Annotated in this window: 30 protein-coding genes, 1 tRNA gene and 1 riboswitch; of the genes, 16 read left to right on the plus strand and 15 right to left on the minus strand. The window is 36.1% G+C overall.

The window, feature by feature from the left end:
• Positions 1-157 precede the first annotated feature (157 nt).
• On the minus strand, positions 158-424 hold the full coding sequence (locus I7822_RS28200) for a hypothetical protein (protein ID WP_207982355.1): 267 nt from the start codon (positions 422-424) through the stop codon (positions 158-160).
• A 236-nt stretch (positions 425-660) separates the two neighbouring features.
• Between I7822_RS28200 and I7822_RS28205 the strand changes: the two genes are divergently transcribed.
• The 5 genes from I7822_RS28205 to I7822_RS28225 are packed head-to-tail and all read left to right on the plus strand — an operon-like array spanning position 661 to position 4,609.
• Entirely contained in the window at positions 661-2,676 is a 2,016-nt protein-coding gene (locus I7822_RS28205; RefSeq protein WP_279382031.1) for a phage tail spike protein, read from the plus strand.
• Complete coding sequence (locus tag I7822_RS28210) at positions 2,676-2,858, plus strand: hypothetical protein (RefSeq protein ID WP_207982356.1); 183 nt, start codon at positions 2,676-2,678, stop codon at positions 2,856-2,858. The genes I7822_RS28205 and I7822_RS28210 overlap by 1 nt, the downstream gene beginning before the upstream one ends.
• 19 nt (positions 2,859-2,877) lie before the next feature.
• Positions 2,878-3,015 (plus strand): hypothetical protein, encoded by a 138-nt coding sequence (locus I7822_RS28215; protein ID WP_207982357.1) that lies wholly within the window; start codon positions 2,878-2,880, stop codon positions 3,013-3,015.
• Between the two features lie 35 nt (positions 3,016-3,050).
• Complete coding sequence (locus I7822_RS28220) at positions 3,051-3,566, plus strand: phage holin family protein (RefSeq protein ID WP_207982358.1); 516 nt, start codon at positions 3,051-3,053, stop codon at positions 3,564-3,566.
• Positions 3,563-4,609 carry a GH25 family lysozyme gene (locus I7822_RS28225; protein WP_207982359.1) on the plus strand — a complete coding sequence of 349 codons (1,047 nt, stop codon included), beginning with the start codon at positions 3,563-3,565 and terminating at the stop codon, positions 4,607-4,609. The genes I7822_RS28220 and I7822_RS28225 overlap by 4 nt, the downstream gene beginning before the upstream one ends.
• A 32-nt stretch (positions 4,610-4,641) precedes the next feature.
• Here the strand turns inward: I7822_RS28225 and I7822_RS28230 are convergent, their stop codons facing one another.
• Genes I7822_RS28230 through I7822_RS28245 form a run of 4 tightly spaced genes read right to left on the minus strand, consistent with a single transcriptional unit; the run spans position 4,642 to position 5,849 of the window.
• The gene (locus I7822_RS28230) at positions 4,642-5,043 is read right to left on the minus strand and encodes a hypothetical protein (RefSeq protein ID WP_207982360.1); all 402 of its coding nucleotides are present in this window, start codon (positions 5,041-5,043) and stop codon (positions 4,642-4,644) included.
• Positions 5,022-5,414 (minus strand): HEPN domain-containing protein, encoded by a 393-nt coding sequence (locus I7822_RS28235; RefSeq protein ID WP_207982361.1) that lies wholly within the window; start codon positions 5,412-5,414, stop codon positions 5,022-5,024. The genes I7822_RS28230 and I7822_RS28235 overlap by 22 nt, the downstream gene beginning before the upstream one ends.
• Before the next feature lie 38 nt (positions 5,415-5,452).
• Positions 5,453-5,653, minus strand: a complete 201-nt coding sequence (locus I7822_RS28240) for a hypothetical protein (protein ID WP_207982362.1) — start codon at positions 5,651-5,653, stop codon at positions 5,453-5,455.
• Positions 5,646-5,849, minus strand: coding sequence for a helix-turn-helix transcriptional regulator (locus I7822_RS28245; RefSeq protein WP_243459736.1), 204 nt, complete (start codon positions 5,847-5,849; stop codon positions 5,646-5,648). Before I7822_RS28245 ends, I7822_RS28240 begins: the two co-directional genes overlap by 8 nt.
• Positions 5,850-6,138: 289 nt before the next feature.
• Between I7822_RS28245 and I7822_RS28250 the strand changes: the two genes are divergently transcribed.
• The 4 genes from I7822_RS28250 to I7822_RS28265 all read left to right on the plus strand — a co-directional run bounded on the left by I7822_RS28250 (position 6,139) and on the right by I7822_RS28265 (position 8,488).
• On the plus strand, positions 6,139-7,419 hold the full coding sequence (locus I7822_RS28250; protein WP_207982363.1) for an FtsK/SpoIIIE domain-containing protein: 1,281 nt from the start codon (positions 6,139-6,141) through the stop codon (positions 7,417-7,419).
• Complete coding sequence (locus I7822_RS28255; RefSeq protein ID WP_372442263.1) at positions 7,352-7,942, plus strand: replication-relaxation family protein; 591 nt, start codon at positions 7,352-7,354, stop codon at positions 7,940-7,942. Before I7822_RS28250 ends, I7822_RS28255 begins: the two co-directional genes overlap by 68 nt.
• A 127-nt stretch (positions 7,943-8,069) precedes the next feature.
• Positions 8,070-8,255, plus strand: a complete 186-nt coding sequence (locus tag I7822_RS28260; RefSeq protein ID WP_207982365.1) for a hypothetical protein — start codon at positions 8,070-8,072, stop codon at positions 8,253-8,255.
• A gap of 17 nt (positions 8,256-8,272) precedes the next feature.
• Positions 8,273-8,488 carry a hypothetical protein gene (locus I7822_RS28265; RefSeq protein WP_207982366.1) on the plus strand — a complete coding sequence of 72 codons (216 nt, stop codon included), beginning with the start codon at positions 8,273-8,275 and terminating at the stop codon, positions 8,486-8,488.
• 108 nt (positions 8,489-8,596) lie between these two features.
• On the opposite strand, the gene I7822_RS28270 is transcribed toward I7822_RS28265, so the two are convergent.
• A tRNA-Ala gene (locus I7822_RS28270) sits at positions 8,597-8,669 on the minus strand.
• 304 nt (positions 8,670-8,973) lie between these two features.
• Between I7822_RS28270 and I7822_RS28275 the strand changes: the two genes are divergently transcribed.
• The 3 genes from I7822_RS28275 to I7822_RS28285 all read left to right on the plus strand — a co-directional run bounded on the left by I7822_RS28275 (position 8,974) and on the right by I7822_RS28285 (position 13,479).
• Positions 8,974-10,701: an ABC transporter ATP-binding protein gene (locus I7822_RS28275; RefSeq protein WP_207982380.1), complete on the plus strand. Its 1,728-nt coding sequence runs from the start codon at positions 8,974-8,976 to the stop codon at positions 10,699-10,701.
• A complete protein-coding gene (locus I7822_RS28280) occupies positions 10,698-12,530 on the plus strand; it encodes an ABC transporter ATP-binding protein (RefSeq protein WP_372442264.1) in 1,833 nt (610 codons plus the stop codon). Before I7822_RS28275 ends, I7822_RS28280 begins: the two co-directional genes overlap by 4 nt.
• A gap of 64 nt (positions 12,531-12,594) precedes the next feature.
• Positions 12,595-13,479 (plus strand): SMP-30/gluconolactonase/LRE family protein, encoded by an 885-nt coding sequence (locus I7822_RS28285; protein WP_207982367.1) that lies wholly within the window; start codon positions 12,595-12,597, stop codon positions 13,477-13,479.
• Positions 13,480-13,542: 63 nt separating this feature from the next.
• On the opposite strand, the gene I7822_RS28290 is transcribed toward I7822_RS28285, so the two are convergent.
• Together I7822_RS28290 and I7822_RS28295 are read right to left on the minus strand one after the other, a co-directional pair.
• Complete coding sequence (locus tag I7822_RS28290) at positions 13,543-13,914, minus strand: small nuclear ribonucleoprotein (RefSeq protein WP_243459737.1); 372 nt, start codon at positions 13,912-13,914, stop codon at positions 13,543-13,545.
• Between the two features lie 204 nt (positions 13,915-14,118).
• A complete protein-coding gene (locus tag I7822_RS28295) occupies positions 14,119-15,006 on the minus strand; it encodes a nucleoside hydrolase (protein ID WP_207982368.1) in 888 nt (295 codons plus the stop codon).
• Positions 15,007-15,188: 182 nt separating this feature from the next.
• On the opposite strand from I7822_RS28295, the gene I7822_RS28300 reads away from it, so the two are divergent.
• Positions 15,189-15,959 carry an alpha/beta fold hydrolase gene (locus I7822_RS28300; protein WP_207982369.1) on the plus strand — a complete coding sequence of 257 codons (771 nt, stop codon included), beginning with the start codon at positions 15,189-15,191 and terminating at the stop codon, positions 15,957-15,959.
• A gap of 293 nt (positions 15,960-16,252) precedes the next feature.
• Positions 16,253-17,056: a hypothetical protein gene (locus I7822_RS28305; RefSeq protein ID WP_207982370.1), complete on the plus strand. Its 804-nt coding sequence runs from the start codon at positions 16,253-16,255 to the stop codon at positions 17,054-17,056.
• Positions 17,057-17,122: 66 nt separating this feature from the next.
• Here I7822_RS28305 and I7822_RS28310 read toward each other — a convergent pair whose 3' ends face one another.
• The 3 genes from I7822_RS28310 to I7822_RS28320 are packed head-to-tail and all read right to left on the minus strand — an operon-like array spanning position 17,123 to position 18,986.
• Positions 17,123-18,460 carry an SGNH/GDSL hydrolase family protein gene (locus I7822_RS28310; RefSeq protein WP_243459739.1) on the minus strand — a complete coding sequence of 446 codons (1,338 nt, stop codon included), beginning with the start codon at positions 18,458-18,460 and terminating at the stop codon, positions 17,123-17,125.
• A 23-nt stretch (positions 18,461-18,483) separates the two neighbouring features.
• Positions 18,484-18,813 (minus strand): DinB family protein, encoded by a 330-nt coding sequence (locus I7822_RS30110; protein WP_207982382.1) that lies wholly within the window; start codon positions 18,811-18,813, stop codon positions 18,484-18,486.
• The gene (locus tag I7822_RS28320; RefSeq protein WP_207982372.1) at positions 18,777-18,986 is read right to left on the minus strand and encodes a DinB family protein; all 210 of its coding nucleotides are present in this window, start codon (positions 18,984-18,986) and stop codon (positions 18,777-18,779) included. The genes I7822_RS30110 and I7822_RS28320 overlap by 37 nt, the downstream gene beginning before the upstream one ends.
• Positions 18,987-19,325: 339 nt before the next feature.
• Here I7822_RS28320 and I7822_RS28325 point away from each other — a divergent pair, with 339 nt between their 5' ends.
• On the plus strand, positions 19,326-20,234 hold the full coding sequence (locus tag I7822_RS28325) for a DMT family transporter (protein ID WP_207982373.1): 909 nt from the start codon (positions 19,326-19,328) through the stop codon (positions 20,232-20,234).
• An 11-nt stretch (positions 20,235-20,245) separates the two neighbouring features.
• Here the strand turns inward: I7822_RS28325 and I7822_RS28330 are convergent, their stop codons facing one another.
• The 4 genes from I7822_RS28330 to thiT form a co-directional block, all read right to left on the minus strand.
• Positions 20,246-21,118 (minus strand): hypothetical protein, encoded by an 873-nt coding sequence (locus tag I7822_RS28330; RefSeq protein ID WP_207982374.1) that lies wholly within the window; start codon positions 21,116-21,118, stop codon positions 20,246-20,248.
• A gap of 581 nt (positions 21,119-21,699) precedes the next feature.
• Complete coding sequence (locus I7822_RS28335) at positions 21,700-21,891, minus strand: hypothetical protein (protein ID WP_207982375.1); 192 nt, start codon at positions 21,889-21,891, stop codon at positions 21,700-21,702.
• Between the two features lie 353 nt (positions 21,892-22,244).
• Entirely contained in the window at positions 22,245-23,039 is a 795-nt protein-coding gene (locus I7822_RS28340; protein WP_207982376.1) for an SDR family oxidoreductase, read from the minus strand.
• Between the two features lie 155 nt (positions 23,040-23,194).
• Positions 23,195-23,767, minus strand: coding sequence for an energy-coupled thiamine transporter ThiT (gene thiT / locus I7822_RS28345; protein WP_243459738.1), 573 nt, complete (start codon positions 23,765-23,767; stop codon positions 23,195-23,197).
• A 147-nt stretch (positions 23,768-23,914) separates the two neighbouring features.
• Positions 23,915-24,020: riboswitch (TPP riboswitch) on the minus strand.
• Positions 24,021-24,176: 156 nt separating this feature from the next.
• Here thiT and I7822_RS28350 point away from each other — a divergent pair.
• A complete protein-coding gene (locus tag I7822_RS28350) occupies positions 24,177-24,800 on the plus strand; it encodes a hypothetical protein (RefSeq protein ID WP_207982377.1) in 624 nt (207 codons plus the stop codon).
• Positions 24,801-25,251: the final 451 nt, after the last annotated feature.

A 25,251-nucleotide genomic window follows, 5' to 3' on the forward strand; every position in this document is an offset into this window, starting at 1 on the left:
CAGCAAATCCATTGACGGTAGATGCACCTTTAGATGCAAACTCATGGTGTGGATATATAAAATTAGGTGGAGACAGTTTCGGGAATAATGTAACTCAAATTAATGCTTAATTGGAGTAAATTCCGCATTAAGAAGCACTCATAAAATTGGGTGCTTCTTATATATGTATCCAAGTCTTTCTCAATACAATATCTGATATAGTTGGTCGTTTTACATTGTATTTTTCAGCGAGTATTTTTTGAGTTTGAAATTTGGATTTACCAGTTAATATTGCTTGGTTATATTCTTTTCTAATCTCAATAACCAGATGATCTGTTAATTTTGATCGATGATTTAACATTCCTGTTTGCTGTGCTGATAATTTACCTCGATATTCAGGGGTGTTGCGGTTTTTATAAAATTCTGGTGGATGATTAAATAACATATTAATACCTCCTTATGAATTTTATGATAGATGATAATATTAGATGTTGTATAGAGTTTGAAACAAACGAAAAGAGTCAAAACACTTATGTCGCAATTGTATTTATAAAGTTTAATAAATAACGATAAACCTTTATATATCAAGTTTTGTAATAACTCATAGCAAGTGGAAAAAACCGCAGTAAGAAAATATCATTTTAGAGTCACTTAGGTGGCTTTTTTTAGTGAGGTGAAACTTTGAAAAAGAAGCACATACATGTCTACGACAGGGACATGAACCTTAAAGCTATCCTGCATAAAGCTTATAAAATTGGATACACTTTAGAACAAAATAACATATGGACATGTCAATTCACACTTCCACTTGATGATCCTAAACGAAAAGAGATTACTCCCAAGAACTTTATCGAGCTTTGGGATCATGATAAAAGGATTGGCATGTTCATTGTTCAGCCTATTCTAACAAAGAAAAATGAGAGTGACAGATCAATCACATATACTTGCGAACACGTATTAGGGACTTTACATAGTGAAGTCCTTTTTCGTTACAATCAATTCACGAATTATACGACTAGACAAGTTCTCCAGGCTCTTATCGACATGCAAGAAGAGGTGTTTTGGCAGCTAGGGAGAGTAGATTTCACTCGTTATTTCCATTATGCATGGGAAAATGAAGAATCCTTATTGAACGGCATAGTTAGTGTGCCAAAACCATTCGACCAGTCGTATTTATGGGATTGGGACGATACTACATTTCCGTTTACCCTAAACCTTATATCACCAACTGATGAATATGTTGATACTTTGAGGTTTGGCAAGAATTTAAAAGGAATCGAAAAAGAGGAAGATCCATACGGAATTGTAAACCGTATTTATCCACTCGGTTATGGCGAAGGAGTCAATCAGCTAGGGATTGAAAAAGTTAATGGTGGCATTCCTTACCTACAGGATCAAGCTTCAATTGATGAATACGGATTACAAAAACAGATATGGCCCGATCGACGTTTTGAGGATGCTGAGTCTTTAAAAGCGAGTGCTCAAGCATTGCTAAATCGCTATAAGGACCCACTTACAACCGTTTCTGTGGATTGTATTAACTATGAATTAATTGACCCTTATAAAATTGTAAAATACGGCATTAGCAAAATATTAAGGGTAGAGGATGAAGATACCGAAACCAATATCGACTTACGTATTGTGAAAATTGTTAGGTCTGATATTTATGGCAATCCTCAAGATATTAAGTTTGATCTAGGAAATGTCAGAGAACCACTAGAAACAACTATTACTGATTTAGAAAAGAAGCAGCTGGTTAATGAAACTTATAGCCAGGGCTCAACAAATATTGATAGTCACGACTATTCGGATAACTGCGATCAAAACAATCCTGCGGTTATCCGTTTTTATTTGCCTGATGATTTAGTGAATGTTAATACACTAACTTTATCTTATGAAACCGAACAATTTAGAGCCTATTCTAAAGCAACTAAGGGTGGTGGTGCAATTGTAGAATCAACAAGTGCTGGTGGTGCGGTTGTAAAGTCAACATCAAGTGGAGGTGGATCTACTCAAACATCCAGCTCAGGTGGAGGATCTTCACAAACTAGTTCCAGTGGTGGTGGATCAACCCAAACTTCCAGTAGTGGAGGCGGTTCAACTGAATCTTCTAGTTCGGGTGGAGGTTGGAATGGTACAACAAATTTACAGGAAGAAGTAACAGCTGGGATTGCTGAAACAGCATGGCCTAAGACACAAAGCACTTATGGGATGGATTCACATACTCACAGTATTTATCCACATCAACATAGTGTTGCTGTACCCAGCCATTCACATTCAGTTAATGTTCCTACTCATACGCATTCAACAAATATTCCAAGTCATACTCATTCTGTTACAATTCCGAATCATACACACAACTTGGATATTCCAAACCACACACATGATATAGATATACCGGATCATAGTCATTCGATTACTTTACCCAACCATACACACGATATCGAGCATGGTATATTCAAGTTATCCGAAACACCGAGTGCAGTAGTAGTCGAAGTTGATGGAAATATAGTACCTGTCACTTCAACAAGTGGTTCAGATATTGATTTAATCCCGTACCTTTCCAAAGATTCAGGTGGTCGTATAAATCGTGGCCAATGGCATGAGGTGACAATAACACCAAATCAACTAGGTCGTGTAAATGCGAATATCATTTCAAGATTATTTATTCAATCAAGAATTGGAGGAACTTTTTAATGACCTTAAACGTAGTAACACATAGTGGGCAAGATTTAACAATTGAAGTTGAAACGTATGATCCTATTTTACTTAATGAACAACTGAACAGCAATGACATTCATACGGTGCTGATCGGAAACACGATATTTTCCAAAATTGATATAAAACTAGTGGTACCGGTAACTGTTGAACAACAATAAATCGTAAAGGAGGATAGTTATGAAGAAGTTACTTTTAGTAGTTTTATTGCTTTTGATAGTCTATCCTCTTACGATAACCGCAACTGAATGGAAAGAAGTTCCTCAAAGAAATGAAATGATCGGGAATACATTAATAATCGAGAACCCAAACAATTAGGGTTCTTTTTATTTTGCCTTGAAAGGGTGGATATAATGAATTTACTTAATGATCTTTTTAACGGAAAGTTTGAAAAGGGAGCAGCGTTACTTGGGCCCGTCGGATTTCTATTAAATATGTTTTATGGAGTGGGAAACCTCATTTGGATAGGAATCTTACTATCTGTTACAGCATTAGACTGGATTAGTGGAATTAGTGCTGCAAAGAAAGATGGTACTTATACGAGTGAATATGGAAAAGCTGGTGTATTCCGTACCTTGGTTATGTTTTTATTACCTGTTGTAGGGAATTTAATTGATATTGCTTTAAAGACCTCTATGAATATTAGTGGATTTGAATTTGGTATCTTCTTTTTTATGATTACAGGAGGATTAATATATCACACCTTAATGAGTGCAGCTGCTAACTTTAAAAGAGCTGGATGGGAAAGATGGGTACCAGTTAAGGTGCTTGAGAGTATAGCTTCGGAAATCCAAGCCAAAGCACAGCGATCTGATTCTAGAAAGAATATTTTGAACCAAGATCAAACTGAAGGAGAGGACATGAAATGAAGAGTCTAATTGTTGATATATCTCATCACCAACCATCCAATAAAATAAATTGGGCAAAAGCTGCTAAAGAAGTGGCTCTTTTTATTATCCGTGTACAATATGGATCAAATACGATCGATAGAGAATATAAGAATCATGTAGCTCACTGCAAGAAATACGGCATTCCCTTTGGTCATTATGCCTATGGCCGTTTTGTTTCTGTTGTTGATGCTAAAGTGGAAGCAAACGACTTCTTAAATCGTATTGATAAAGAGGCGAAATTCCTTGTTCTTGATGTTGAAGAGTTAACAACACCTAAGAATCAAATCGTACAAGCTAGCCAGGCTTTTATTGATGTTTGTAAAAATGCAGGATGGAAAACGGGTCTATACACCGGACACCATTTTTATAAACCGAATGGAATGGACAAGGTTAAAGCTGATTTCCTATGGATCCCTCGTTATGGAGTGAATGATGGAACTGCTAACAAAAAGCCGGATTTCTTGTGTGATCTATGGCAGTATACTGAAAAGGGGAAAGTTTCTTGGTATCCAAGTTATTTAGATCTAAACAATTTGCACGGTACAAAATCTTTAGAGTGGTTTATAGGTAATATGAAGATCGCTGAAGCCCCTAAAACTCAAGTAAAGTCAGAAATAGTTAAAAAACCTTCTGGGAATAGTTTTATTAAGACTTTCCAAAAGTGGCTAAATTCTACTTATAAAGCCGGATTAGTTGTTGATGGCATCTATGGAGATAAAACTAAGACTGAAGCAATCAAAGCATTACAAACAGAATTGAACAAACAGTTTGGTGCAAAGTTAGTTGTCGATGGCAAATGGGGTCCAAAAACTAAGTCTGCAATTCGCACAGTTAAAAAAGGTGCGAAGGGGAATATTACGCGTATTATTCAGGGGATGCTTTATTGCTTAGGTTACAATCCTAAAGGATTTGACGGTATATTTGGCAATGGATGTGAGTCTGCAGTAGAAATCTTCCAAGATGATAACAACTTAACGTCAGATGGATTAGTTGGTAAAGACACATTCGATGAAATGTTTTAAAAAATATAAAGCCCTTCCTCATCGGAAGGGCTTTAGTCTTGTATCCTATAGATAAATGCGTCCTCAATATAACTATTACCTATTCTATTTCTTGTTACCCTCATGCCAGATATTTGATCGGGGCCTGTGGTTACAACTGTACTAAGTATTTTAATCAATTGGTGATTAGGGCTAATTACAGAAATATTCTCCAAAGAAAAATCGATGGAATCGCCTATACTCTCCAGTCTCTTTAACACTCTTTTAATTTGTGAATATGCTCTTCTAGGACTAGAAAAATCAGCAACTTTTGAAGCAATAACCAGCCTCCAATTGTCTTCTTCAGTATTATATAACCAGAAAGCAGAATGAACATTTATATGAGCTTTATCAAGTTCTTTAATTAATATTGCTCCTTCCGCAAAATCTTTTTCTACCAATGTTGTTTTATCCATTCCAACACCCCCTCATCTGGATCAGACACTGCTTCGTACATGTCTTTAGCCTCTATTTCAGTATGTTGTCTCTTATATCGGTGTTGTTCTGACCAATCTTTAACTACTGCCCAGTTTACTTCTATATCTTCTGGTGGTTGAATACCTATCACACTAAGCAACTGTGTTAATTTGTGAGAATAAATCTTATCGACAATTTGTTTGTCTGGAAAATCAAACTCTCTTGTTCTCTTAGCAATACAAGCTTTTAAAGCACATTCAATCACATAACCAGCTAAATAATATGCTCCATCATAACACTCATTATCGAGTAACACTTTGGCATCTGTTAATCTTATATGAGCAAGTTCTTGAAATTCCCCTCTATTCATATTGCCCTCCCTAAAATACTAATGTCCTTTATTTAGTATTATATCTTATAATTGTACTTGCCACCCTCAATATCATCCTTAATCGAACGAATATACTCCCTCAATTCAGGATCTAAGTTATCCTTATCAATCTCATCGATCGTAAAACCGATCATCCTACCGTCTCTCCAATCCATGACTTTGATCATCTTATATGGACCATTCCAGTATACATGCATGATGTTATATCGATTACTCATCTACTCTCACCCAAATTTCTTCAACAGGTTTATTCACAACTCCTGCTATTTTATAAGCTACTGGTAAAGTGGGTAAGGATTCCCCTCTAATTATTAAGCTCAATGTACCTTGTGAAATTTCTGCTTTTTCAGCAATGAACTTTTGCTTAATGCCAGTCTCCTTTAGAAAATCTTTTAATTTACATTCAATCTTCATATTATCACCCAACTTTAATCTTCTATAAAAAAACTGTTTGTCCTTTAAATTTTTTTATATTGGGACAGGCAAGAAAACGTCATGCGCGATCATATACATTATCATCTACACAAAAGGATACCAAGACAAGGACGTTATAGTGTGCGTTTTACCTATACCAATTCAAATACGTGTAGCGAATGGGAAAACGCATTGATGAAACCTAGTAATCCCAAGGAATGAAGCGTATTTTGAAAATGCGTTTTACGAGCAACTATTACTACGTAATATCCAAATTGGAGGTGGTGTGATGTTATTCGAAATTGGATCAATTATTGTTATGGGTGGTTTAGCTGGTTATGCTTCATTAAAACAGAGTGGCTCCACTTCAAATGATGCAGATAAAATACAAAAAATTTTCGCTAACTCTGGATGGAACGGAAGAAATGGAGAAACAATTCGACTTCAAAGAAAAGCCAAATTTAAAGGTGGTGTTGAATATGTGTACCAGATTCCGTTGGGATTTGACCGTAAAAAGATTGAAGCAGATAAGCACATATTAGAGGATGGTTTAAACATACGCCATAAACACTTTGAGTTTGATCCTTCTGATCTGTTAAAGATCAGGTTTGATAAAACAGTTTTGAAACAAATTAAAAAGATCCTTACAAACAAAAAGATTAAGAGGAAAGAAATTGAGCTTAATTTTGATGGAATGTTAAAGGTTAAGGTTTACAACGAAAGAATGCAAGATCAGTATGAGTGGGATGAAAGTTACTTAAAGCCAGGTACATGGTCCGTTTCTATTGGTAACACTCGTCAAGGTGTAGTTAGACATGACTTTGACGAACATAAACACTTAATTATTGCTGGTGCTACTGGATACGGAAAAAGCGCAATCTTAAAACTAATCGTAACCTCCCTTGTTCTGCAGCAACCTAATAACACTAATTTACATTTGATCGATTTAAAAGGTGGCTCTGCTTTTAAACGGTTTGAAGATTTAAAGCAAACGAAAGACTTCACTAGGGATCCAAAGGAAGCTAAGGACATTTTAGAAGATATTCAAATGAAAATGAATGAAGCTTACACAGATATAGTTGATAAAGGTTTTGAGGATATAAAAGAGTCTGGAAGAAAAGAACGCCATTTTATCATCATCGATGAAGCAGCTGATATTGCAGATGATTCAGCATGTATGGATGTTGTCACAGATATAGCAAGAAGAGGAAGGGGAGCTGGTTATTATTTGATCTACGCAACCCAGTATCCTTCTAGCCAATCAATTCCACAACAAACAAAAAGAAATATTCCATCCCGTTTATGTTTTGTTTTAGATGATGCTGTAGCTTCTAATACCGCGTTAGGTCAAACTGGTGCTGAAGAATTACCACTAATACCAGGCCGAGGGATTTATAAAAACGTAAAAAGCCAGGTTGTCCAAACTCCTTTCATCAATAATAAGGAGATCCAAAAACGTATTACACCTCACATTGTCATTAGACCTCGAAAGGAAAAGGAGAGTGACAAAGTTGAACATAGAGAAGGAGAAAAGACAGGAAGCGATTTTATTATCACTGAAACGCCTTGATTATCTGGATCGAGAACAAATACAAAAACTTCACAATTTAGGAAAGGTCAGAAATACTCAACGCGTTCTAAGCAATATGTCAGAGTGTATTTCTTCTTTTACCCATGACAGAAAGAACATTTACTATTTAAATAAAGATGGCCGCGAAAGGGTAGGTGCTACAAAAGTAAGAAAGAAAACTGCTATGATCAATCATTTCCTAATGAGAAATGATTTGTATATTGCTCTTGGCAGACCTTCATCATGGAAAAATGAAATGAAGATCGCAATCCCTAACACAAAAATTTCAATCGTTTCAGACTCGATTTATATTGCTAATAAGGTCCATCACTTTGTAGAGGTAGATTTTAAGCAATCAATGATAAAGAACACAGCGAAGATAAAAAGATATCGACAATTGTCTGAATTCAATCCTAACTTTGTTCTTATCTGGATCACAACGACACCCTATAAAAAGAAAAAACTCCAATCTCTTTGCGAAGGTTTAAATGTCCAGGTGTATCTATGGGATGACATTAAATAGGGGGAACTAACATGTGGAAAAAGGCAGCGATAAAAGTCAGTCTGATAGCTCTTGATTACGGGTTGAAGAAGCGTAAGAAGAGAAAGACAACTAAAAAACGCAAAGGCACAAAGAGAGGATGATCAACATGAGAACACAAACAATGTCTATTAGTGAGTTTATGTCAGGTGACTATAAGGTGAAGAAAAAGAAAAGTTTTAAACAATTAAAGACTGCTGCAGCTTCAGTAATACCACTATCTTTTATCCCTACATTAGCTTCAGCTCAAACACAACACCAGAATCAATTCCAGCAGGTGCAACAGAATGGTTAAGTGAAAAATCTCTCGAAATGCTTGCTCATGCTCTTGATCCACTTGTTGATCTAATGGTTGCTTTAAGTTTTCCTATTTCTTCAGTAATTATTATAGGTGCTTGCTTCTTCTTTATGTTTGGTAAATCAGAAAGAGCTTGGAGTTCAATTATGAATGCAGGATTAGGATATGTGCTTATACAAATAATGCCGTTGCTTTTAAATGTTTTGAAAGAGGTTGGAGGGGCAATTTAAGTAGAAAAATAGAGTTTGCCAACAAATTGCCAACAAAGGGTGAAAACAGTCTTTTTATGTTAATTGTAGACATAAGAAAAACCCTTGATATACAAGGGTTTAAAGATATGGAGCATAGGGGGCTCGAACCCCTGGCCTCTACGCTGCCAGCGTAGCGCTCTCCCAGCTGAGCTAATGCCCCACGAAAAAATAAAAATTCGATAAAAATATTATACTATATTTACAATAGAAAACAAGATTACTAGCATTAAAAGTTGAATAGAATCTCATACAAAAAATCAGGCAAGACCCTTTCATTCATACACCTCATCCATCTCTACTCCTATTACTTTAACCATGTACTCTTAACCTATAAACATTAAACATTAACATCAAAAATAAATCCACCAATTAAATATTTCATTAGGTTAATAAACACCAGGTATAATATAATAAAAAAGGAAATATGAAACATGGAAAATTCTACATATAAAGAAGGTGCTAAAATGCTAGAAATGATCAAACACCTAAAGCCTTATAAAACACAGCTAGTTCTCGTCTTTCTCTTTTCATTAGTAGCCATCTTGTTCGAACTATATTTACCAACACTAATGGCTGATATTGTCGATGTAGGAATCGTAAATCAGGATGTGCCTTTCATTTTAAAAACTGGAGGCTGGATGCTAGTTTGTACCATTATGTCAATCTTATTAATGGTAGGAGTTAGTTTTTTTGCTTCGAAGGTATCGCTAGGCTTTGGCCGTGATATGCGCAGAAAACTTTTTGTCCATATTGAATATTTCTCTCTACAGGAATATGAAAAATTTGGGTCAGCCTCGTTAATTACAAGAACGACAAATGACGTAAAGGTTGTTCAAGATGTCATCAATATGATGCAGCGTATGATGACAAGAGCTCCATTAATGCTAGTTGGCGGAGTTTTACTAGCTGTATCACGAGATCGTTATCTTTCACTCGTCTTCCTCGCAGCTTTACCTATCTTAGCGCTAGTGATTTTTATCGTCGCTCGAAAAGCCATCCCACTTTTTTCCGTTCAGCAGAAAAAAACAGATCGTTTGACCCTTATTCTCAGAGAAGTATTGACAGGGATTCGAGTTGTCAGAGCGTTTAATCAAGTCGAATTTGAGAGAGGTCGCTTTAATGTTGCAAATGAGGAATTTCGTGATACGGGAATTAAAGTTGGGAAATTGATGGCGTTAATGTTTCCGATCATGCTTATTATCATGAATTTCACCAACATTGCGATTGTCTGGTTTGGTGCGATTCGAATTGATCAAGGAGATATGCAGGTTGGGAATTTATTAGCGTTTATCCAATATGCCGCGATGATTTTATTTTCATTGATCATGCTGTCAATGGCGTTTATTATGATTCCGCGTGCCCAAGTATCTGCAAAGCGGTTAAATGATGTTTTATTAACAATGCCGATGATTAAAGATCCGGAACAAGCAGTACAATCAAGTGATGCGGAAGGAATCGTTGAATTTAAAGATGTGACGTTTCGATATGAGGGTGCTGAAAAGCCTGTTCTTGAAGGAGTTTCTTTTACAGCTAATCCAGGTGAAACAACAGCGATTATCGGTAGTACAGGGGCAGGGAAATCAACATTACTCCAACTTATTCCGCGATTTTATGATGTAGAGAGTGGCTCGATTTTAATTGAAGGAGTGAATATTCAAAGCATGACGCAAAGTGCACTTAGAGAGAAGATCGGGTATGTACCACAAAAGGCTACTTTATTTAGTGGAACAATTGCTGAAAATATGCGCTATGGCAAAGAGGATGCTACGGAAGCGGATATTCTGGGGGCATTAGAAACAGCACAAGCGTTTGAATTTGTTCAATCACGAGAGCATGGGATTGAAAGCAACCTTGAGCAAGCGGGAGCTAATTTATCTGGTGGACAAAAGCAGCGGTTATCGATCGCACGTGCACTTGTAAGAAAGCCTAAGATTTACTTATTTGATGATAGCTTCTCAGCTCTCGATTATAAAACAGATAGCATGCTCAGACAGGCACTAAAAACAGAAACATCACATGCGACGATTATAATTGTTGCCCAACGAGTAAATACCGTAAAGGATGCAAATAAAATTATTGTCTTAAATGAAGGAGAAATTGCTGGTGTTGGTACACACCAGGAGCTTTTACATGAAAATGCAATCTACCAAGAAATTGTAGCATCTCAAGAAAATGGGGAGGCGAGTGCATGAGCAAAATGAAAGGTCCAGGTGGTCCTCCGATGCGTCATGGACCAGGGATGGTTGGTGAAAAACCAAAGGATTTTAAGAAAACATTTAAAAGACTTTTTGGGTATTTAAAGCCATGGAAAAATCAGATGATCCTCGTAGCAGTTGCAGCGATTTTTTCTACGTTATTCAATGTCATTAGTCCAAAGCTATTAGGAGATGCAACTTCATCCATTTTTGATAGCTTTACAGCGGGAACCTCAATTGATTTTGAATTTATTGCTAGAATCCTTCTACTGCTTATTGGATTATACCTTTTATCTTCTTTGTTTTCGTATATCCAGCAATATGTGATGGCTAGTATTTCTCAACGAACGGTTGCCCAACTACGAAAAGAAGTTAATGAAAAGCTATCGCGCTTACCGTTAAGTTATTTTGATAAACACTCACATGGTGATTTGTTAAGTAGAGCAGTGAATGATATCGATAGTGTTAATACAGCGTTGCAACAGGCGCTTACACAAATTATTAATTCAGTGATTTCGATTATCGGGATTATTATTATGATGCTGGTCATCAGTCCACTTTTAACCCTAGTCGTTTTGATCACAATTCCACTTAGTTTATTTGTCGCACAATTTGTGACGAAGTTTTCACAGAAGCACTTTGTGAAACAGCAGGAGGAACTGGGGAATATTAATGGTCATATTGAAGAAATGTTTACAGGACATCAAGTTGTGAAGGCATTTGGTCATGAAAAAAAATCAATTGCTGAATTTGATGAGATTAATGATCGCCTGTATCATTCAAGCTGGAAGGCTCAATTCATCTCAGGACTGATGATGCCGTTAATGGGCTTTGTCGGGAATTTAGGGTTTATAATCGTTTCAATCTCTGGTGGTCTGCTAGTTTTAAATGGAAGCATCCGCGTCGGTGACGTTCAAGCGTTTATTCAATATACTCAGCAAATCTCTCATCCATTAGCACAGGCAGCAGGTATTGCGAACATGATTCAAGTGGCCATTGCTTCGGCTGAACGTGTTTTTCAATTATTAGATGAAGAAGAGGAAAAGCAGGAAGAGGCTGCACAAATTGAGGTTGAAGCGCTACATGGGCGGGTGGTCTTTGATCATGTACATTTCGGTTATGAAAAAGATCAGCCGATCATCAATGATGTAAGTCTTGAGGTGAAAGAGGGTCAAACCGTTGCGATTGTTGGGCCAACTGGTGCCGGAAAAACAACGATTGTCAATCTCTTGATGAGATTTTACGAGTTAGACCAAGGTTCAATAAAAATCGATGGTGTAAGCTTAACAGATATGAGCAAAGAACAGGTTCGCAGTCTGTATGCGATGGTGTTACAGGATACGTGGTTGTTTAATGGAACGATAGCTGAAAATATTGCCTATGGCAGTGTATATGCTACAGATAAGGAAATAGAGGAAGCTGCGAGAAATGCTTATGCAGATGACTTTATTCGTACACTTCCAGATGGTTATAACACTGTGTTAGGTGAGGATGCTACAAATCTATCACAAGGTCAACGCCAGCTGCTCACGATTGCCCGTGCCATCATAGCCAAGCCTAAAATTCTTCTTCTTGATGAAGCAACGAGTAGTGTTGATACACGAACAGAAATGAAAATTCAAAAAGCGATGACTAAGCTATTGGAAGGAAGAACAAGCTTCGTTATTGCCCATCGTTTATCAACGATCCGGGATGCGGATCTCATACTTGTCATGAGTCAAGGAGACATTATTGAAAAGGGAACACATGAAGAACTACTTGAACAAGGTGGTTTTTACGCGGACTTATATGAAAGTCAATTTTCACAAAGTGAGACTGCATCATAAAACAGAAGCAGGGATAACGTTAGTGGTGTGATGGGGAAGTAGATACATAGGGGAGAGGGAGAAAATGGCTTACAATGCAGAACTCGTACTTGATGTGAAAGCAACATTAGGGGAAGGTCCTCACTGGGATCATCAAGAAAACAGATTATATTGGATAGATATTATTGGGAAGAAGCTTCACAATTTTGACCCGGTCACAAATGAAAATCGAACATTGCAATTCGATCAATATATAGGTGCAGTAGTTCCAGGGAAACCAGGTCAACTAATCCTAGCAATGCAAAACGGAATCTATCAATATGAATTAGAATCAGAGCTGCTTACTTTCATAGTAGATCCTGAATCTGATAAACCAAATAATCGTTTCAATGATGGGAAATGTGACCCTACTGGCAGGTTTTATGTCGGAACAATGGATCTAAATGGCAAAAAAGGTAGCGGAGCATTGTATCGTTTAGACTGTGATGGTCAACTATCAAAAATGCTGTCATCGGTGACGATCTCCAATGGTCTTGCCTGGAGTCCGAATGGGAATGAGATGTATTTTATTGATACCCCAACAGGTGAAATCGCAATTTATCACTATAATGAACAAACAGGGGATCTTGCATATAAGCAACCTGCGGTGAAAATTCCACAAGAAATGGGTTCACCAGATGGGATGACGATCGATCAAGAGGGGATGATTTGGGTTGCTCACTGGGGAGGCTCACGAGTAACACGCTGGGATCCACATCTAGGCAAACAACTAGATGAAGTCATCGTGCCAGCTAAAAATGTGACATCATGTGCATTTGGTGGAGAGAACTTAGATGAATTGTATATTACAACAGCTCGCCAAGGGATGAATGATGAGGAATTGTTAAAGTTTCCACAAGCAGGTAGTTTGTTTAAGGTTAAAACAGATGTACAAGGTGAATGCGGGAATTTTTATCGTAGTTGCAAGTGAGTAATCAAAACGAAGAGCCAACTGATATGTTGGCTCTTTCTCTTTTACCTAAGTATTTCTCATTTAATAGTAAGGGTAGTAAGGTGGGTAATATGGATATGGTTGGAATGCGTATGGTAATAATGATAATGCAGCTAAGGCAGCAAAAGGAAAAAATCGTCGTCTAAAGCGTCTAAACCGTCTTCTTCTTGGACGTCCATAACCGTAACCATACCCATAACGTTGATCTTCGGAGTCGTCGCGTTCTTGTTCCATTACATCCTCGCCAACTAAAACAGAAACACCATTATCGTCAACACCTTCAATAATCCCATCAAAAGAATTACCATCTTGCATCGTTAAAATAACATGGTGGTACATATACTTTTTGCATTTTCCATGTAAATCCCGTGTGTAATCAAATTCATCATAATAATTGTAGCCTTCTACAGTCATCTTTCCCATCTCCTCTCAAGATACATGATATTCGTCTAGTGAGAGTAGGTTACAACTTTTTTCTGTAAATTGATCAAAATATACGAAAAAAGGGAAGCCAATATAGTTGGAATTATTTCTTTAATCGCCAGAATTAGCTCTATGAACATCAGTACACCTCAAATAATCGAGTAGTTGCCCGTATGGAATGATAATACTGTATAACTAACTGCAAGAAATTGAAAAGTAATGCTCAAAAAAACTTTTTCGATCTACCTCAATAGCAATTTCTCTGTTCCCCCTTACATCTGCATGAAAACTCATCATTCCAAGATTCTGCTTATTATAGATATCAACATCAATAATTCCTCGTTGATACTTACATAGCTCTGGTTCAAACAAACAGGCACCAGCAAGTGGATCATGAAAAGTCATATCATTTTTTTCGAGCCAAGGTGAACCAAAATCTTCAACTGCTTTCATTATATTAGAGCTAAAAAGGTCAACCTTCTCATCCCGTTTTAGCACAAGCTCTGTGGTCACATTGAGGGCAAAGGTTCTATGAATAGGAACATTTGTATTGTAAACAATCGCACTAGCATGTGGATCTAACCATGAATTCCAATTTGCCATAGGCATATCCAAGCTAGTTTCTAATTCCTCAGAAAACACTCCACACATGATATGAAGTTCTTTGAGCAAATAAGGAATTTCGGGATCAAGTAGAAAAAGCAACGCAATATTAGTTAGATGCCCTACAGCTAGAAGTGAGATTTCTTGTGGATTTTCATGGATAGACTTACGCATAAAATCTACGGCTTGATTCTTTTTAAAAGAAGTATCATGGTACCAATTTGATAGTTTGGCTGCTCCATCAGGTGTCGGATATAGGTTACTAGGAAGCATTTGCTTGTCTGCACCTGCATAAATAGGAATGCTATTACCAGCTGCCTTACAAATCGCATCCGCGACCATTGCTCTTTTTTCAACTTCTCCTCCAACAGTGGTTATCCCAACTAATTCACAGGAAGGCTGGCGAAGTAGATACGCTAAGCATAATGCGTCGTCAATGTCGCCACCAATATCTGTATCTAGTAAAACCTTTTTCTGCATAATAGTATCACTCCAAACTGTAGGTTAGTAGACTTATACTTAGTATTTTCGATTCTTGTCACGAACTTCCTTTTTTAAATAGAAAACACAATGAAATATGGATTATTATGGTAAGGTTATAGAATGAATGTTAGAAAAAGAGTTTATGTTTTGTTAATAATCCCAAAAAGGTGTGACTTGATTTGACTTTACATTACGAAGAGTATGGAAATGATAACGCTCCACTTATCGTTTTCTTACATGGTGGAGGTGTTAGCGGGTGGATGTGGGATAAGCAGGTTAAGTATTTTTCAGAGTATCATTGCATCGTCCCGAATATCCAAATTAACGGCAGTTGTTTACCTTTTTCTATTCATGGATATGCAGAAGAGATGATTGAGTTATTAAGAGTAAAGGCTAATGGGAGAAGCATAACAATAGTTGGCTTTTCTTTAGGAGCTCAAATAGCAATCGAAATCATAAGTTTAGCACCTGAATTCATAAGTTATGCAGTCATTAATAGTGCGTTAGTTAGGCCCAAGCCTATAACGAAAATAATTATTAAACCTACGATAAAATTAACATCTTGGTTGACGAAAAATAGAAGGTTTTCAAAATTGCAGGCCAAAGAGCTGTATATAGATGAAGTGTATTTTGAAAAGTACTATAAAGAAACGAAACATATGAAATCAAAAAATATTATTAATATGCTTGAAGAAAATCTATCGTACAAACTACCGACTGATTTTAGTAACTGTAAAGGGAAAATATTAGTAACAGTAGGAGAAAACGAAAAACAAATCATGAAGAAATCACTATCAAAAATTCTAGAAGGTAATATTGATGCTAAGGGTGTCGTTATCCCAAACGTCGGGCATGGTTTTTCTTTTGCTTATCCTCATTTATTTAATCAAACAATTGAAGCATGGATCAATGACAGGGATTTACCGAAAGAAATAAGGGTTATAAATTAGTTAAATAACAAGCTGCTTGTAGAATTAGGTCTGATGTTACAGACAATTCTACAAGCTTTTTTAAGTTGAACAAGAAAACAGAAGTAACAACTAAATAGAATGATTTAATCGTTAAGTAACAGAATGGTCATAATTTATTCACAATTATTGGAAAAGCTACTAAAGGAAGAGTATCTAGATCAGTGGAGGTGAGGAATACTCCCGACATACTGCTGACATGATTTGATAGTAGAGTCAGTAGGAGAGAACACTCTCAAAAGTAATACAATACTTAATTATTTGGAGGTAGTAAGATGAAGAAACAAACACTCACATTTGCCCTATCTGGAGTATTGACTCTAGGAGTTGTAGGAGCAAGTCAAGCGTATGCTGAAGAGGGGCAGGCAGTAAAAGCGTCAGTTAAAGAAGTACAGGGTGAGGTGGCATATGCAGGTAAGGGGCATAGACATGGTGACCCTGAGGACCATTTAGAGTTTCTTCAAAAGCAAGCAGAAAAATTAGGGATTGAAACAGAAGGAAAAGAGGCAAAGGAACTTGCAAAAGAGGTTCATGAGGCACACTTGAAACAAGAAGCGAAAGAGCTTGGCATTAAAACTGAGGGAAAAGAGGTCGATGACTTAGCACAAGAAGTTAGGAAAACACGCATTCAAAATAAAGCGAAAGAACTTGATATTGAAATAGAAGGAAAAGAGGTTGAAGATCTAGCTCACGAAGTAAGAGAAACACTCATTTTAAACAAAGCAAAAGAATTAAAGATAGAAACAAAGGGAAAAGAGCTTGAAGAATTAGCAAAAGAAGTTCGTGAAGCTAGTCTTAAGAAAGATGCTGCAGAACTAGGCATTGAAACAGAAGGGAAAGAAGAGAGGGAACTAGTGAAGGAAGTAATGGATAAGAAGGTCCTACAAACTGCAGAAAAACTAGGAATAGATACGAAAGATAAAACGACCCATGAAATCATGGAGGAAGTTTTCACAAACTATGCTGATGAAGCAAAAGCACAGAAGCTCTTCCCATTTGATGGAGAAAGAGGCTTTCATTTTGGCGGGCACAAAGGTGGTTTCCATAAAGGGGAATCCTCTGGTGGAAAGGGAGAATGAGAATAAAGGTTAGCTAACTAAAGAGCCCCATCCTAAATAATGATTCATAGGATGGGGCTCTATTCATTAATGGGTAGTAGATATCTTTGTTTTACGTTTCCATTGGATCATGAATACACCACTACCAACTACTATTAAACATAATCCAGTTATTAAAAAGCTATACATTGAAGTAGCTGTGTTTGGTAAGGCGTGTCCAGATTTTACGATAGGTTTTGCGGGTTTCTCAACCTTAGGTGTTTCCTCAGGATTTATTTGTTCCTGTTCCTCTTGGCTTACTTTCTCAGGAGTAGGCTCAACGGGTTCAGGTTTAACGACTGGTGTTGTTGGTTTATTTTCTTCTTCTGGTTGTTCTGTTGGCGGCTCTTCAACAACAGGTTCTTCTTCTTTATCAGGAACTGACTTGATGTTTGTAATTTCAATTGTTGTGACAGCTTCTCCATTCGAAGTTTTTACATAAATCGTATATTTTCCATTTTCGGATACTTCAAATTTATTCTCACTGATATCGTTACCCACATTAGCAAAGTCTACTGTACTCTTTTCTCCAGGTAGCCATTTCAATTCTAATACGTCTGCTATTTCTCCAATCGAAACAACAACAGGTTCTGTGGTTTCTGTTTCTGTTGAAAGTGTAGGTTCAATAATCAGTTCTTTTGGTTGAAGTTCAACTAATTTATTTGTTGCGATTTTGGCTAGTGATTGATGACCCGCAACAGTAGGATGAATATCCTTTGGAATAACGTATGCTGCTTGCTTTCCAGCAAAAGCGGAGTATGCATCAAGGTAATAGATACCTGGTAGAGATGCAGCTTGACTAATTACTTGATTGTTAACGATTGATGTTATTTGCTCACCCATCATATGTAAGGAACCTGCAAAGGCATCTTGGGTATTAGCAGCAAATGGATTATATAAAGAATATAAAAAGATAGGTGCATTTGTATTTGTTCGAATATGTGTAATTGTCTCTGTTAAATTTTCAGCCAAAGCTTGAGTCGCCAGTCCTACTTGTACTTGTATTTCTTCTGTCAGCATAACTGGTTGCTGTGAATGTAAGATTTCTTTAAGCCCTACAGCCTTCATCAAATCGTTTGCCCCAATGTATAATGTAATCACATCTGCTTGTTGGAGCTTAGATGTAGAATCCTCCTTGGTGATTTCTGCTAATAATTCAGTTGATGTCCAACCTGGAAAACTAATATTTTCTACTTCACTAGCACCATTCGCGATTAAATAAGGGTAGGCGTTTTTAGTTGGCTCTTCAAGACCATAGCCAAACGTAATCGAATCACCTAATGATAAAATGTTCAATTTCTCGGGTTCATTTGCAGCAACAAATGATGAACACACTACATTTAATAGAAATATAATAGCGAAAAGGAAAGGTAGCTTTTTAATCATATTCAATTGTAAATCCTCCTTGATTAGACGCTTTCATTCGTAACAGCATCCTTTATTTCCTCAATTTGTGCTAGATGCCTTTTCTCATGATAGCCAACAAATTCGATCCATTGCTTCAAAGAAATTTTATCAAAAACTGGATGCTTAAATCCAATTCTAGTCAAATCTAGCTCAGAAGGAATGCTGTCAATTAATTGCAATAAGTGGTTACGAGACTTGGATAAAGAGTCAAGAATATCTCGTTTATTAAGTACTTGTGATGATGGAGTAATTGTCGATGATGCCGTTATTTTCTTGGAACGATCAAGCGTTATGGCTAGTGGGTATCTGCTAGAGGTTCTTGTGGTGGTAATGAAAGCATGTACGTAATCGCCTTTGTAATTTCAACTTCTGTCTTGTGTAAGTGTTCAAGAACTTGTCCAACACTCCAAGTGTGTTCTGATTTTTTTGCATTAAATAAATGTTCAGGAATGTTTTCAATGGCCGTTAAGATTTCTTTCCGTGTTGCATTTAGCTGTAAAATCATATATTTCCCCCCGATTTGTCATTCTTTCTCATTATACTACATACATTTTCCTCCTTTTGAAAATTCCATCTACAAATTTCGCACCTATTCATCGTTCCTTTCATGGTAGAATGAGAAAGGTTTTATTTTTAGATTCTGTTAAACTTGGTTGTTGATTTCCACTGTAGACGTCGCTTTCCGAGGGCGATCTGGGAGCCTCCTCGGTGCTTTGCACCTTTGGGGTCTCCCATGGACTCGTACTCCCGCAGGAGTCTTACGTATCTGTTCCAATCAAAAAAGTGCCAAAATCAACAGTGAGCTATATATAGAACTTATTTTAAAGAGTAGGAGAGACAAAGTATGAATTCTTCACGCATATTTCCATACGCAGCACTACTTATCGGTGTCATTGCTGTGTCAACCTCTGCGATATTTGTAAAACTAACTTCTGCTCCAGCGCCAGTTATTGCCTTTTATCGATTACTTTTTTCAACAATTCTTATAGCGCCGTTATTTCTCGTGAAAAGCCTAGGTGAGTTAAAATCGATGTCAAAGAAAGATTGGTTATTTTCGACGATCGCTGGTGTGTTATTAGCCTTTCATTTTATTTTATGGTTTGAATCTTTGAATTTCACCTCTGTTGCAAGCTCAGTTGTCCTCGTTACGCTACAGCCTTTATTTGCGTTTATCGGAACCTACATCTTTTTTAAAGAAAAGATTTCGAGAATTGCGATATTAAGTGGGGTGATTGCAATTGCTGGCAGTATCATTATTAGCTGGGGGGATTTTCAAATAAGTGGCCTTGCATTGTTTGGGGATATGTTAGCTCTTGCAGCATGTGGAATGATAACCGCGTATTTGCTGTTTGGGCAAGAGATTAGAAAACGGCATTCTTTAACGTTGTATACGTTTATTGTGTATGGTATTAGCTCAATTACATTGTTGCTTTATTGCTTGCTTTTGAACTATCCATTAGCACCTTATCCAATTCAGGATTGGTATCAGTTTATTTTGTTAGCAATTGTCCCGACATTATTAGGTCATTCATTATTTAATTGGTCATTAAAGTGGGTTAGCACGAATGTGATCTCTGTAATGATTTTATTTGAACCAGTAGGTGCCATTATTCTTGCTTACTACTTCCTAGATGAGAAAGTGATTGTACCTCAGGTTATCGGTGGCTCTATTATTATGGTTGGAATCATTTTGTTTTTACTAGAAAAACGTTTAAAGAAATTACCCACAAATGAATTAAAGCCTGCAAGCTAAATGTGCAGGCTTTATTTTTCCTCAATAGATTGTTTAGCTTCCTTTAAATAATTTGTTTCTAAATCTTTAACACTTATTCCTGTAGCGTTGGTAAATCCTTTATCAAAGTCATTCACCTTAGCCGTTTCTTCAATGATCGTCTTAATCATTGTTTCTCCATATTGATTAACTAAATAATCAATAGCATAATAGCTTTGGAGATAAACATCATAGTCTTCCAAACGTTTTTTTTCCCAATCATCATGTGTCACTAGATTTTCAAATGACGTCTCTTGAAAAGGGTAATAACGGTGTGCTACATCATACATCCCAACAAATTCAGCGACACCTTCATGAAACCATAGTGGAATCCTGTAGACAAAAAGGCCTTGCTCCTTAATAAAAGCTTGTAGGCGATAATGTGTGTATTCATGCATAATCGTGCTTTGGAAATAAAATGAACCTGGCATCTGATCAGATACAATTTCATCGAGATCAGATATTGCCACCCCAACAATATCATTCGGATCATCAAAATAACCCATCGTTTCAATTAGTGATGTTCTATCATAAAGATCTTCTGAAGAAGCATGAAGAATTAGATCGATGTTATTGTCGTTTACGTGCCCAAATAAACGTGTTGTTAAGGAATCAGCCTTATCAAGTACTCCCTCTATTACTGGTAAAAGCTCCTTTTCGGGTGGTGTATAATAGATAGTTACATTTCGATAAGATTTGATTAATTTATTTTCCTTCATCGCATTATAGTCAGTTGGTGTCGTTTGGTCTTCTTGAAACGGTAGCATATATAGTTCGAATTTTTCTTCGATCGTAAGTTTTTTGCCAAGCTCGGTTGATAGCATTAGATTAATTGAAAAAAAGAAGACGGTTACTATTGTAAACACGATTGTTAAACATCCGAGTGAGAACAATCCGCTGATTCCCTTTAAAAAAAGAAAATGAAAGTTCCTATTTATACATACAAACGAATAGATGCAGAAACAAAATAGACCGAAAGAGAGAAGTACCATGATAATACTAAAAATAAGACTTAACTGTATGTTCATTATTAAAAATAAAGCTAATAAAATAACAAATGTCATGATAAACGAAAGAAAAGAGTAAAAAAGATTTATAAAAATAACATTAACTATTTTCAAAGTAACCTCCCATAAAGGTGTATCTTTATTGATATTTATGAAGGAACTAAGAAAAAAATCATGATATTTGCTATTTAATTGAAAAATGTAAGTAAAGTGAAATGACAAAGAACAAATAACGCAAGCACCTTGAACAGCCTTGGGCAAATAAGACGCTCATGAATAGAAGTAGTTCTTAACCTTCAATTCATGAGTGGCTGTAGACCCCAATAGGGGCTAGGCGCTGGAGCTGGATGCCTAGCACTTATCCACAATTTAAGAATTTAATAAATTCTTAAACGATAAAAAAGCGTTATGCTATATGCACAACGCTAAAACTTCCTATGTTAAACTTGGTGATAAAAAATCGATGACAAATAAGCAAATGTAAACCCTAAAGGAAGGCTGAAAATAACAGTCAAACCTTGAACAGGTCCCTCTTCATTACTTATCCGTATCGCTTCCTTATAACCGTAAGAAAAATGGAATAATGATAAAAAAAGTGTAAGTAACATTACTGCAAAAGAAATATTCATCATCAAGTCCTCCGCCTTTTTTACAATCTATTCTTTCTATTAATACATGCTCAAGCTTCTCCTAATATGATAACTTTTTCATGAAATTTCATAGAACCTCGGATACGTTCAAAAAGGGAACTAGAGTAAAGGAAGATTTATCAATCTATTAATTTGATTTATCTAATTATCGGAACAGTTCAGTGAAAGTTTGGGTATTTTGTATTTTGAAGAATAGTGTAGCAAAGGAGCTTGTATAGACACAAAAAGGATCATCCAAATGTTGAAAGATCCTTTTGTATAAATCATAATTTATAACTTTGGATTTCGTTTAGTAGACTTGACGATAAGCTTCCGCTTTTCTTTCCTATGACTGGTTATAATAAAGATTCTGCTCCATCAATATAAATCTCACTACCAGTTATATGACTAGATTCCTCAGAAGCGAGGAAAGAAACAAGTTGAGCAACTTGCTCTGGCTTACCAGGACCATGTTCCAATGGCTGGCTTCCTTCTGGATATTCAACAGGTATATCAATCTTTTTAACTTCCGGTGTTTTTTTCGTGTTCATTCCGATATTTGTTTCGATTGCACCCGGACATATGACATTTACCCTTATTTTATATTGCGCTAGCTCCAAAGCGGCCATTTTTGCAAAAGCAACTTGACCGGCTTTAGATGTGCTATATGCAGCCATACCAAAGTTTGAAAAAACTCTGTTTCCATTAATTGAACTAGTGATAATAATACTTCCACCATTATCCTTCATTTTCGGTATCGCATATTTAATTGTATGAAACGTACCTTTTAAATTAATTTGTAGAGTATTATCCCAATCTTCTGGACTCAAATCTTCGATGGGAGCGAGAACTCCGTTAATCCCACCATTTGCAAATACAATATCTAATCTGCCCCATTTTTCTACTATTTCTTCAATTCCTTCTTTCACTCGATTGTGGTCGGAAAGATCAACATCTGTAATTAGTGCCTCACCTTGAAATTCTTCAATTTCATTCTTCACCTTTTCTGCATTCTCTTCCTTAATATCCATTAAACAAACCTTAGCTCCTTGTTTAGCGAAACGAATTGCGGCAGCTCGCCCAATTCCCGAGCTTCCACCTGTAACAACAGCTACTTTATTTGCAAACCTATTTTCATCATATGTATACATGAGCACCCTCCTGAAATTATTCATAATAATAGTATTTCTAGGAATGTTATTTTTACTAAAAATAGAACACATGATAGAGTCAATTTTATTTACCCTTTATTACCTTATTTAAACAATACAAAAAACCTTGGACTTTTATCCAAGGTTTAAACTCATTATTTTCTAGTAACTAAACGTGGTGCAGTTATTAATAAGAAACTAACAACTATTGCTGAAACAATAATAGTAGGAATCATATAAGAGGCATTATATCCAATTGAATAAATTAACACGGGTGTGCCTTCAGGTGTTAATGAAGCAAAAAAGAACACTCCTGCTAAGACATGAATAGTAAGACGAAGTATCCCACCGAGCAAAGTACCTAGCGTAATGTACAATATAGCCATTTTTTGCTTTTTATCTAGTAAAGAAGTTTGAATCTTTTTGAAGAAAATCCCACTCAGTCCAATGACTGTAAAAGCTAAATAGTAATCAAGGAATCCTTGTACTGGATGAATAATATATGGACTTCCTAGAAATGCTTGTAGCAGTCCGAATAATAAACCTGATAAAAGCCCGCCTTTTACTCCCCATCTAAAGGCAATAATAAAAACAGGAATCATTCCTAAAGAAATCGAACCGCCTTGTGGTAGTTTTCCAATAACTCCTGATAATAAATCTAATAAGAATGCCAATGCTGATAACATCGCAACCTCAACTAAAAATAGTAAACGTTGATTTACTTTCAAACTAAAAACCTCTCTCTTTACATAAAACCAAAAAGTAAAACCAATAGTTGTCATTGCTATTAAAAGATAACTAATATGACTGCTTCTGGGAGTGAAAATACAAAAAAGCAATACTTGGAATATGATGATGGTTCCAAATATTGCTTTTAATATGGCCATCCACATCCCTACACTAGTGCTAACTAACAGGTTCGAAGGGTTAGAACGAATTTTACAACGTTCAATCTCAGCTATGGCTCCCCTTGTGGTTTACATGTGTTATTTTATTTTGATACTTACTATACATGATTATAAATAGAACAGGCAAGTAGTTTTTCTAATATCAAGACTGAGATGCTATGGCTTTGTAGTAATGAAATTGATTGGATCTTCATATAATTCATCTGAGATTGTCCATGAGGTGAATGAATTGGGGATAAAAAAACTTTTAAGTTTAAAAAATGTATCGTTAATAAAACAAGTGGAACAAGTTCAAAATGAAAAACGATATGGTGGTATTATTCATCAGCTCCAGCTTGATGACTTTTGGCATCAATTAAAAGGATATGAAAGAGCATTTTTAAGAAATTGTACAAAATGGTCTTTTGGAGGAAAAATTAAGTCAGAGGAATTTGATCATCCCGATAGTAATGCTAAAACGAAGAGAAGTGATTGTAGTTTTCTATTTGGACTTGCTTCTTGGTCATATGAATCGAAGGAATATGAACTTACAGAAAAAATATTAATTGAGATCGTGAACCGAGCTTGTACTCCGTTAATGATCCATCGTGCTTATCAAGACTTAATAAAAATGCATAATCAGTTGCGTGATAATAATGAAGCCTCAATGCAAAAATGTAAAGAATATTGTAAGCTTCATATTGAATTAGCTCCAATACTCTTGAATACAGCAAGTAATGAAGGGACACAACCACCACGTATTCCAGCTTTTGAAATTTTAAGTAGCGTTCTTAAAGAAGAAGGTCAATTAGAAGAATGCGAAGATGTTTTATTACTTGAGCATCAATATAAGGTTGGGAAAATCGATTATTAGTTTTATTTCTTCGCGGGTGACGGGTTAGTCGCCTTTTTTCGTTGAAGAAATATGCGGTAAGATGCTGAATCATGTGTGAATCAATCAATCACTCAATCACTTCTTATATTATTTTTAATAATAAAATTAAAACCATAAATAAATAAAGTTTTAATTAAAAAGTACTTGATATAAGCTTTTTATCGTGATATATTATTAAACGTCGCTGATGAAGCAGCGAAAATCAACATCGAGTACATTGATTTTAAAATTAAAAAAGATGTTGACAAGCTTTAAGGTGGATGTTATATTTAGAAAGTCGCTTCTAGACGAAACGACAAAAACTGATCTTTGAAAACTAAACAAAACCAAGCGTGCCAACGTTAATTTTTAATTAACAAAATAACGTACTATATAGTACAAACTTATGAGCTATATCAAACACTTTATTGGAGAGTTTGATCCTGGCTCA

It is taken from the genome of Metabacillus bambusae, assembly GCF_017497975.1.
Lineage (GTDB): Bacteria > Bacillota > Bacilli > Bacillales > Bacillaceae > Metabacillus > Metabacillus bambusae.

Bases quoted from the DNA above. Each gene is read 5' to 3' on its own strand.
- I7822_RS28200 (WP_207982355.1), bottom strand. From the start codon at position 424: ATGTTATTTAATCATCCACCAGAATTTTATAAAAACCGCAACACCCCT.
- I7822_RS28210 (WP_207982356.1), top strand. From the start codon at position 2,676: ATGACCTTAAACGTAGTAACACATAGTGGGCAAGATTTAACAATTGAA.
- I7822_RS28215 (WP_207982357.1), top strand. From the start codon at position 2,878: ATGAAGAAGTTACTTTTAGTAGTTTTATTGCTTTTGATAGTCTATCCT.
- I7822_RS28220 (WP_207982358.1), top strand. From the start codon at position 3,051: ATGAATTTACTTAATGATCTTTTTAACGGAAAGTTTGAAAAGGGAGCA.
- I7822_RS28225 (WP_207982359.1), top strand. From the start codon at position 3,563: ATGAAGAGTCTAATTGTTGATATATCTCATCACCAACCATCCAATAAA.
- I7822_RS28230 (WP_207982360.1), bottom strand. From the start codon at position 5,043: ATGGATAAAACAACATTGGTAGAAAAAGATTTTGCGGAAGGAGCAATA.
- I7822_RS28235 (WP_207982361.1), bottom strand. From the start codon at position 5,414: ATGAATAGAGGGGAATTTCAAGAACTTGCTCATATAAGATTAACAGAT.
- I7822_RS28240 (WP_207982362.1), bottom strand. From the start codon at position 5,653: ATGAGTAATCGATATAACATCATGCATGTATACTGGAATGGTCCATAT.
- I7822_RS28245 (WP_243459736.1), bottom strand. From the start codon at position 5,849: ATGAAGATTGAATGTAAATTAAAAGATTTTCTAAAGGAGACTGGCATT.
- I7822_RS28250 (WP_207982363.1), top strand. From the start codon at position 6,139: ATGTTATTCGAAATTGGATCAATTATTGTTATGGGTGGTTTAGCTGGT.
- I7822_RS28260 (WP_207982365.1), top strand. From the start codon at position 8,070: ATGAGAACACAAACAATGTCTATTAGTGAGTTTATGTCAGGTGACTAT.
- I7822_RS28265 (WP_207982366.1), top strand. From the start codon at position 8,273: ATGCTTGCTCATGCTCTTGATCCACTTGTTGATCTAATGGTTGCTTTA.
- I7822_RS28275 (WP_207982380.1), top strand. From the start codon at position 8,974: ATGCTAGAAATGATCAAACACCTAAAGCCTTATAAAACACAGCTAGTT.
- I7822_RS28280 (WP_372442264.1), top strand. From the start codon at position 10,698: ATGAGCAAAATGAAAGGTCCAGGTGGTCCTCCGATGCGTCATGGACCA.
- I7822_RS28285 (WP_207982367.1), top strand. From the start codon at position 12,595: ATGGCTTACAATGCAGAACTCGTACTTGATGTGAAAGCAACATTAGGG.
- I7822_RS28290 (WP_243459737.1), bottom strand. From the start codon at position 13,914: ATGACTGTAGAAGGCTACAATTATTATGATGAATTTGATTACACACGG.
- I7822_RS28295 (WP_207982368.1), bottom strand. From the start codon at position 15,006: ATGCAGAAAAAGGTTTTACTAGATACAGATATTGGTGGCGACATTGAC.
- I7822_RS28305 (WP_207982370.1), top strand. From the start codon at position 16,253: ATGAAGAAACAAACACTCACATTTGCCCTATCTGGAGTATTGACTCTA.
- I7822_RS28310 (WP_243459739.1), bottom strand. From the start codon at position 18,460: ATGATTAAAAAGCTACCTTTCCTTTTCGCTATTATATTTCTATTAAAT.
- I7822_RS28320 (WP_207982372.1), bottom strand. From the start codon at position 18,986: ATGATTTTACAGCTAAATGCAACACGGAAAGAAATCTTAACGGCCATT.
- I7822_RS28325 (WP_207982373.1), top strand. From the start codon at position 19,326: ATGAATTCTTCACGCATATTTCCATACGCAGCACTACTTATCGGTGTC.
- I7822_RS28335 (WP_207982375.1), bottom strand. From the start codon at position 21,891: ATGATGAATATTTCTTTTGCAGTAATGTTACTTACACTTTTTTTATCA.
- I7822_RS28340 (WP_207982376.1), bottom strand. From the start codon at position 23,039: ATGTATACATATGATGAAAATAGGTTTGCAAATAAAGTAGCTGTTGTT.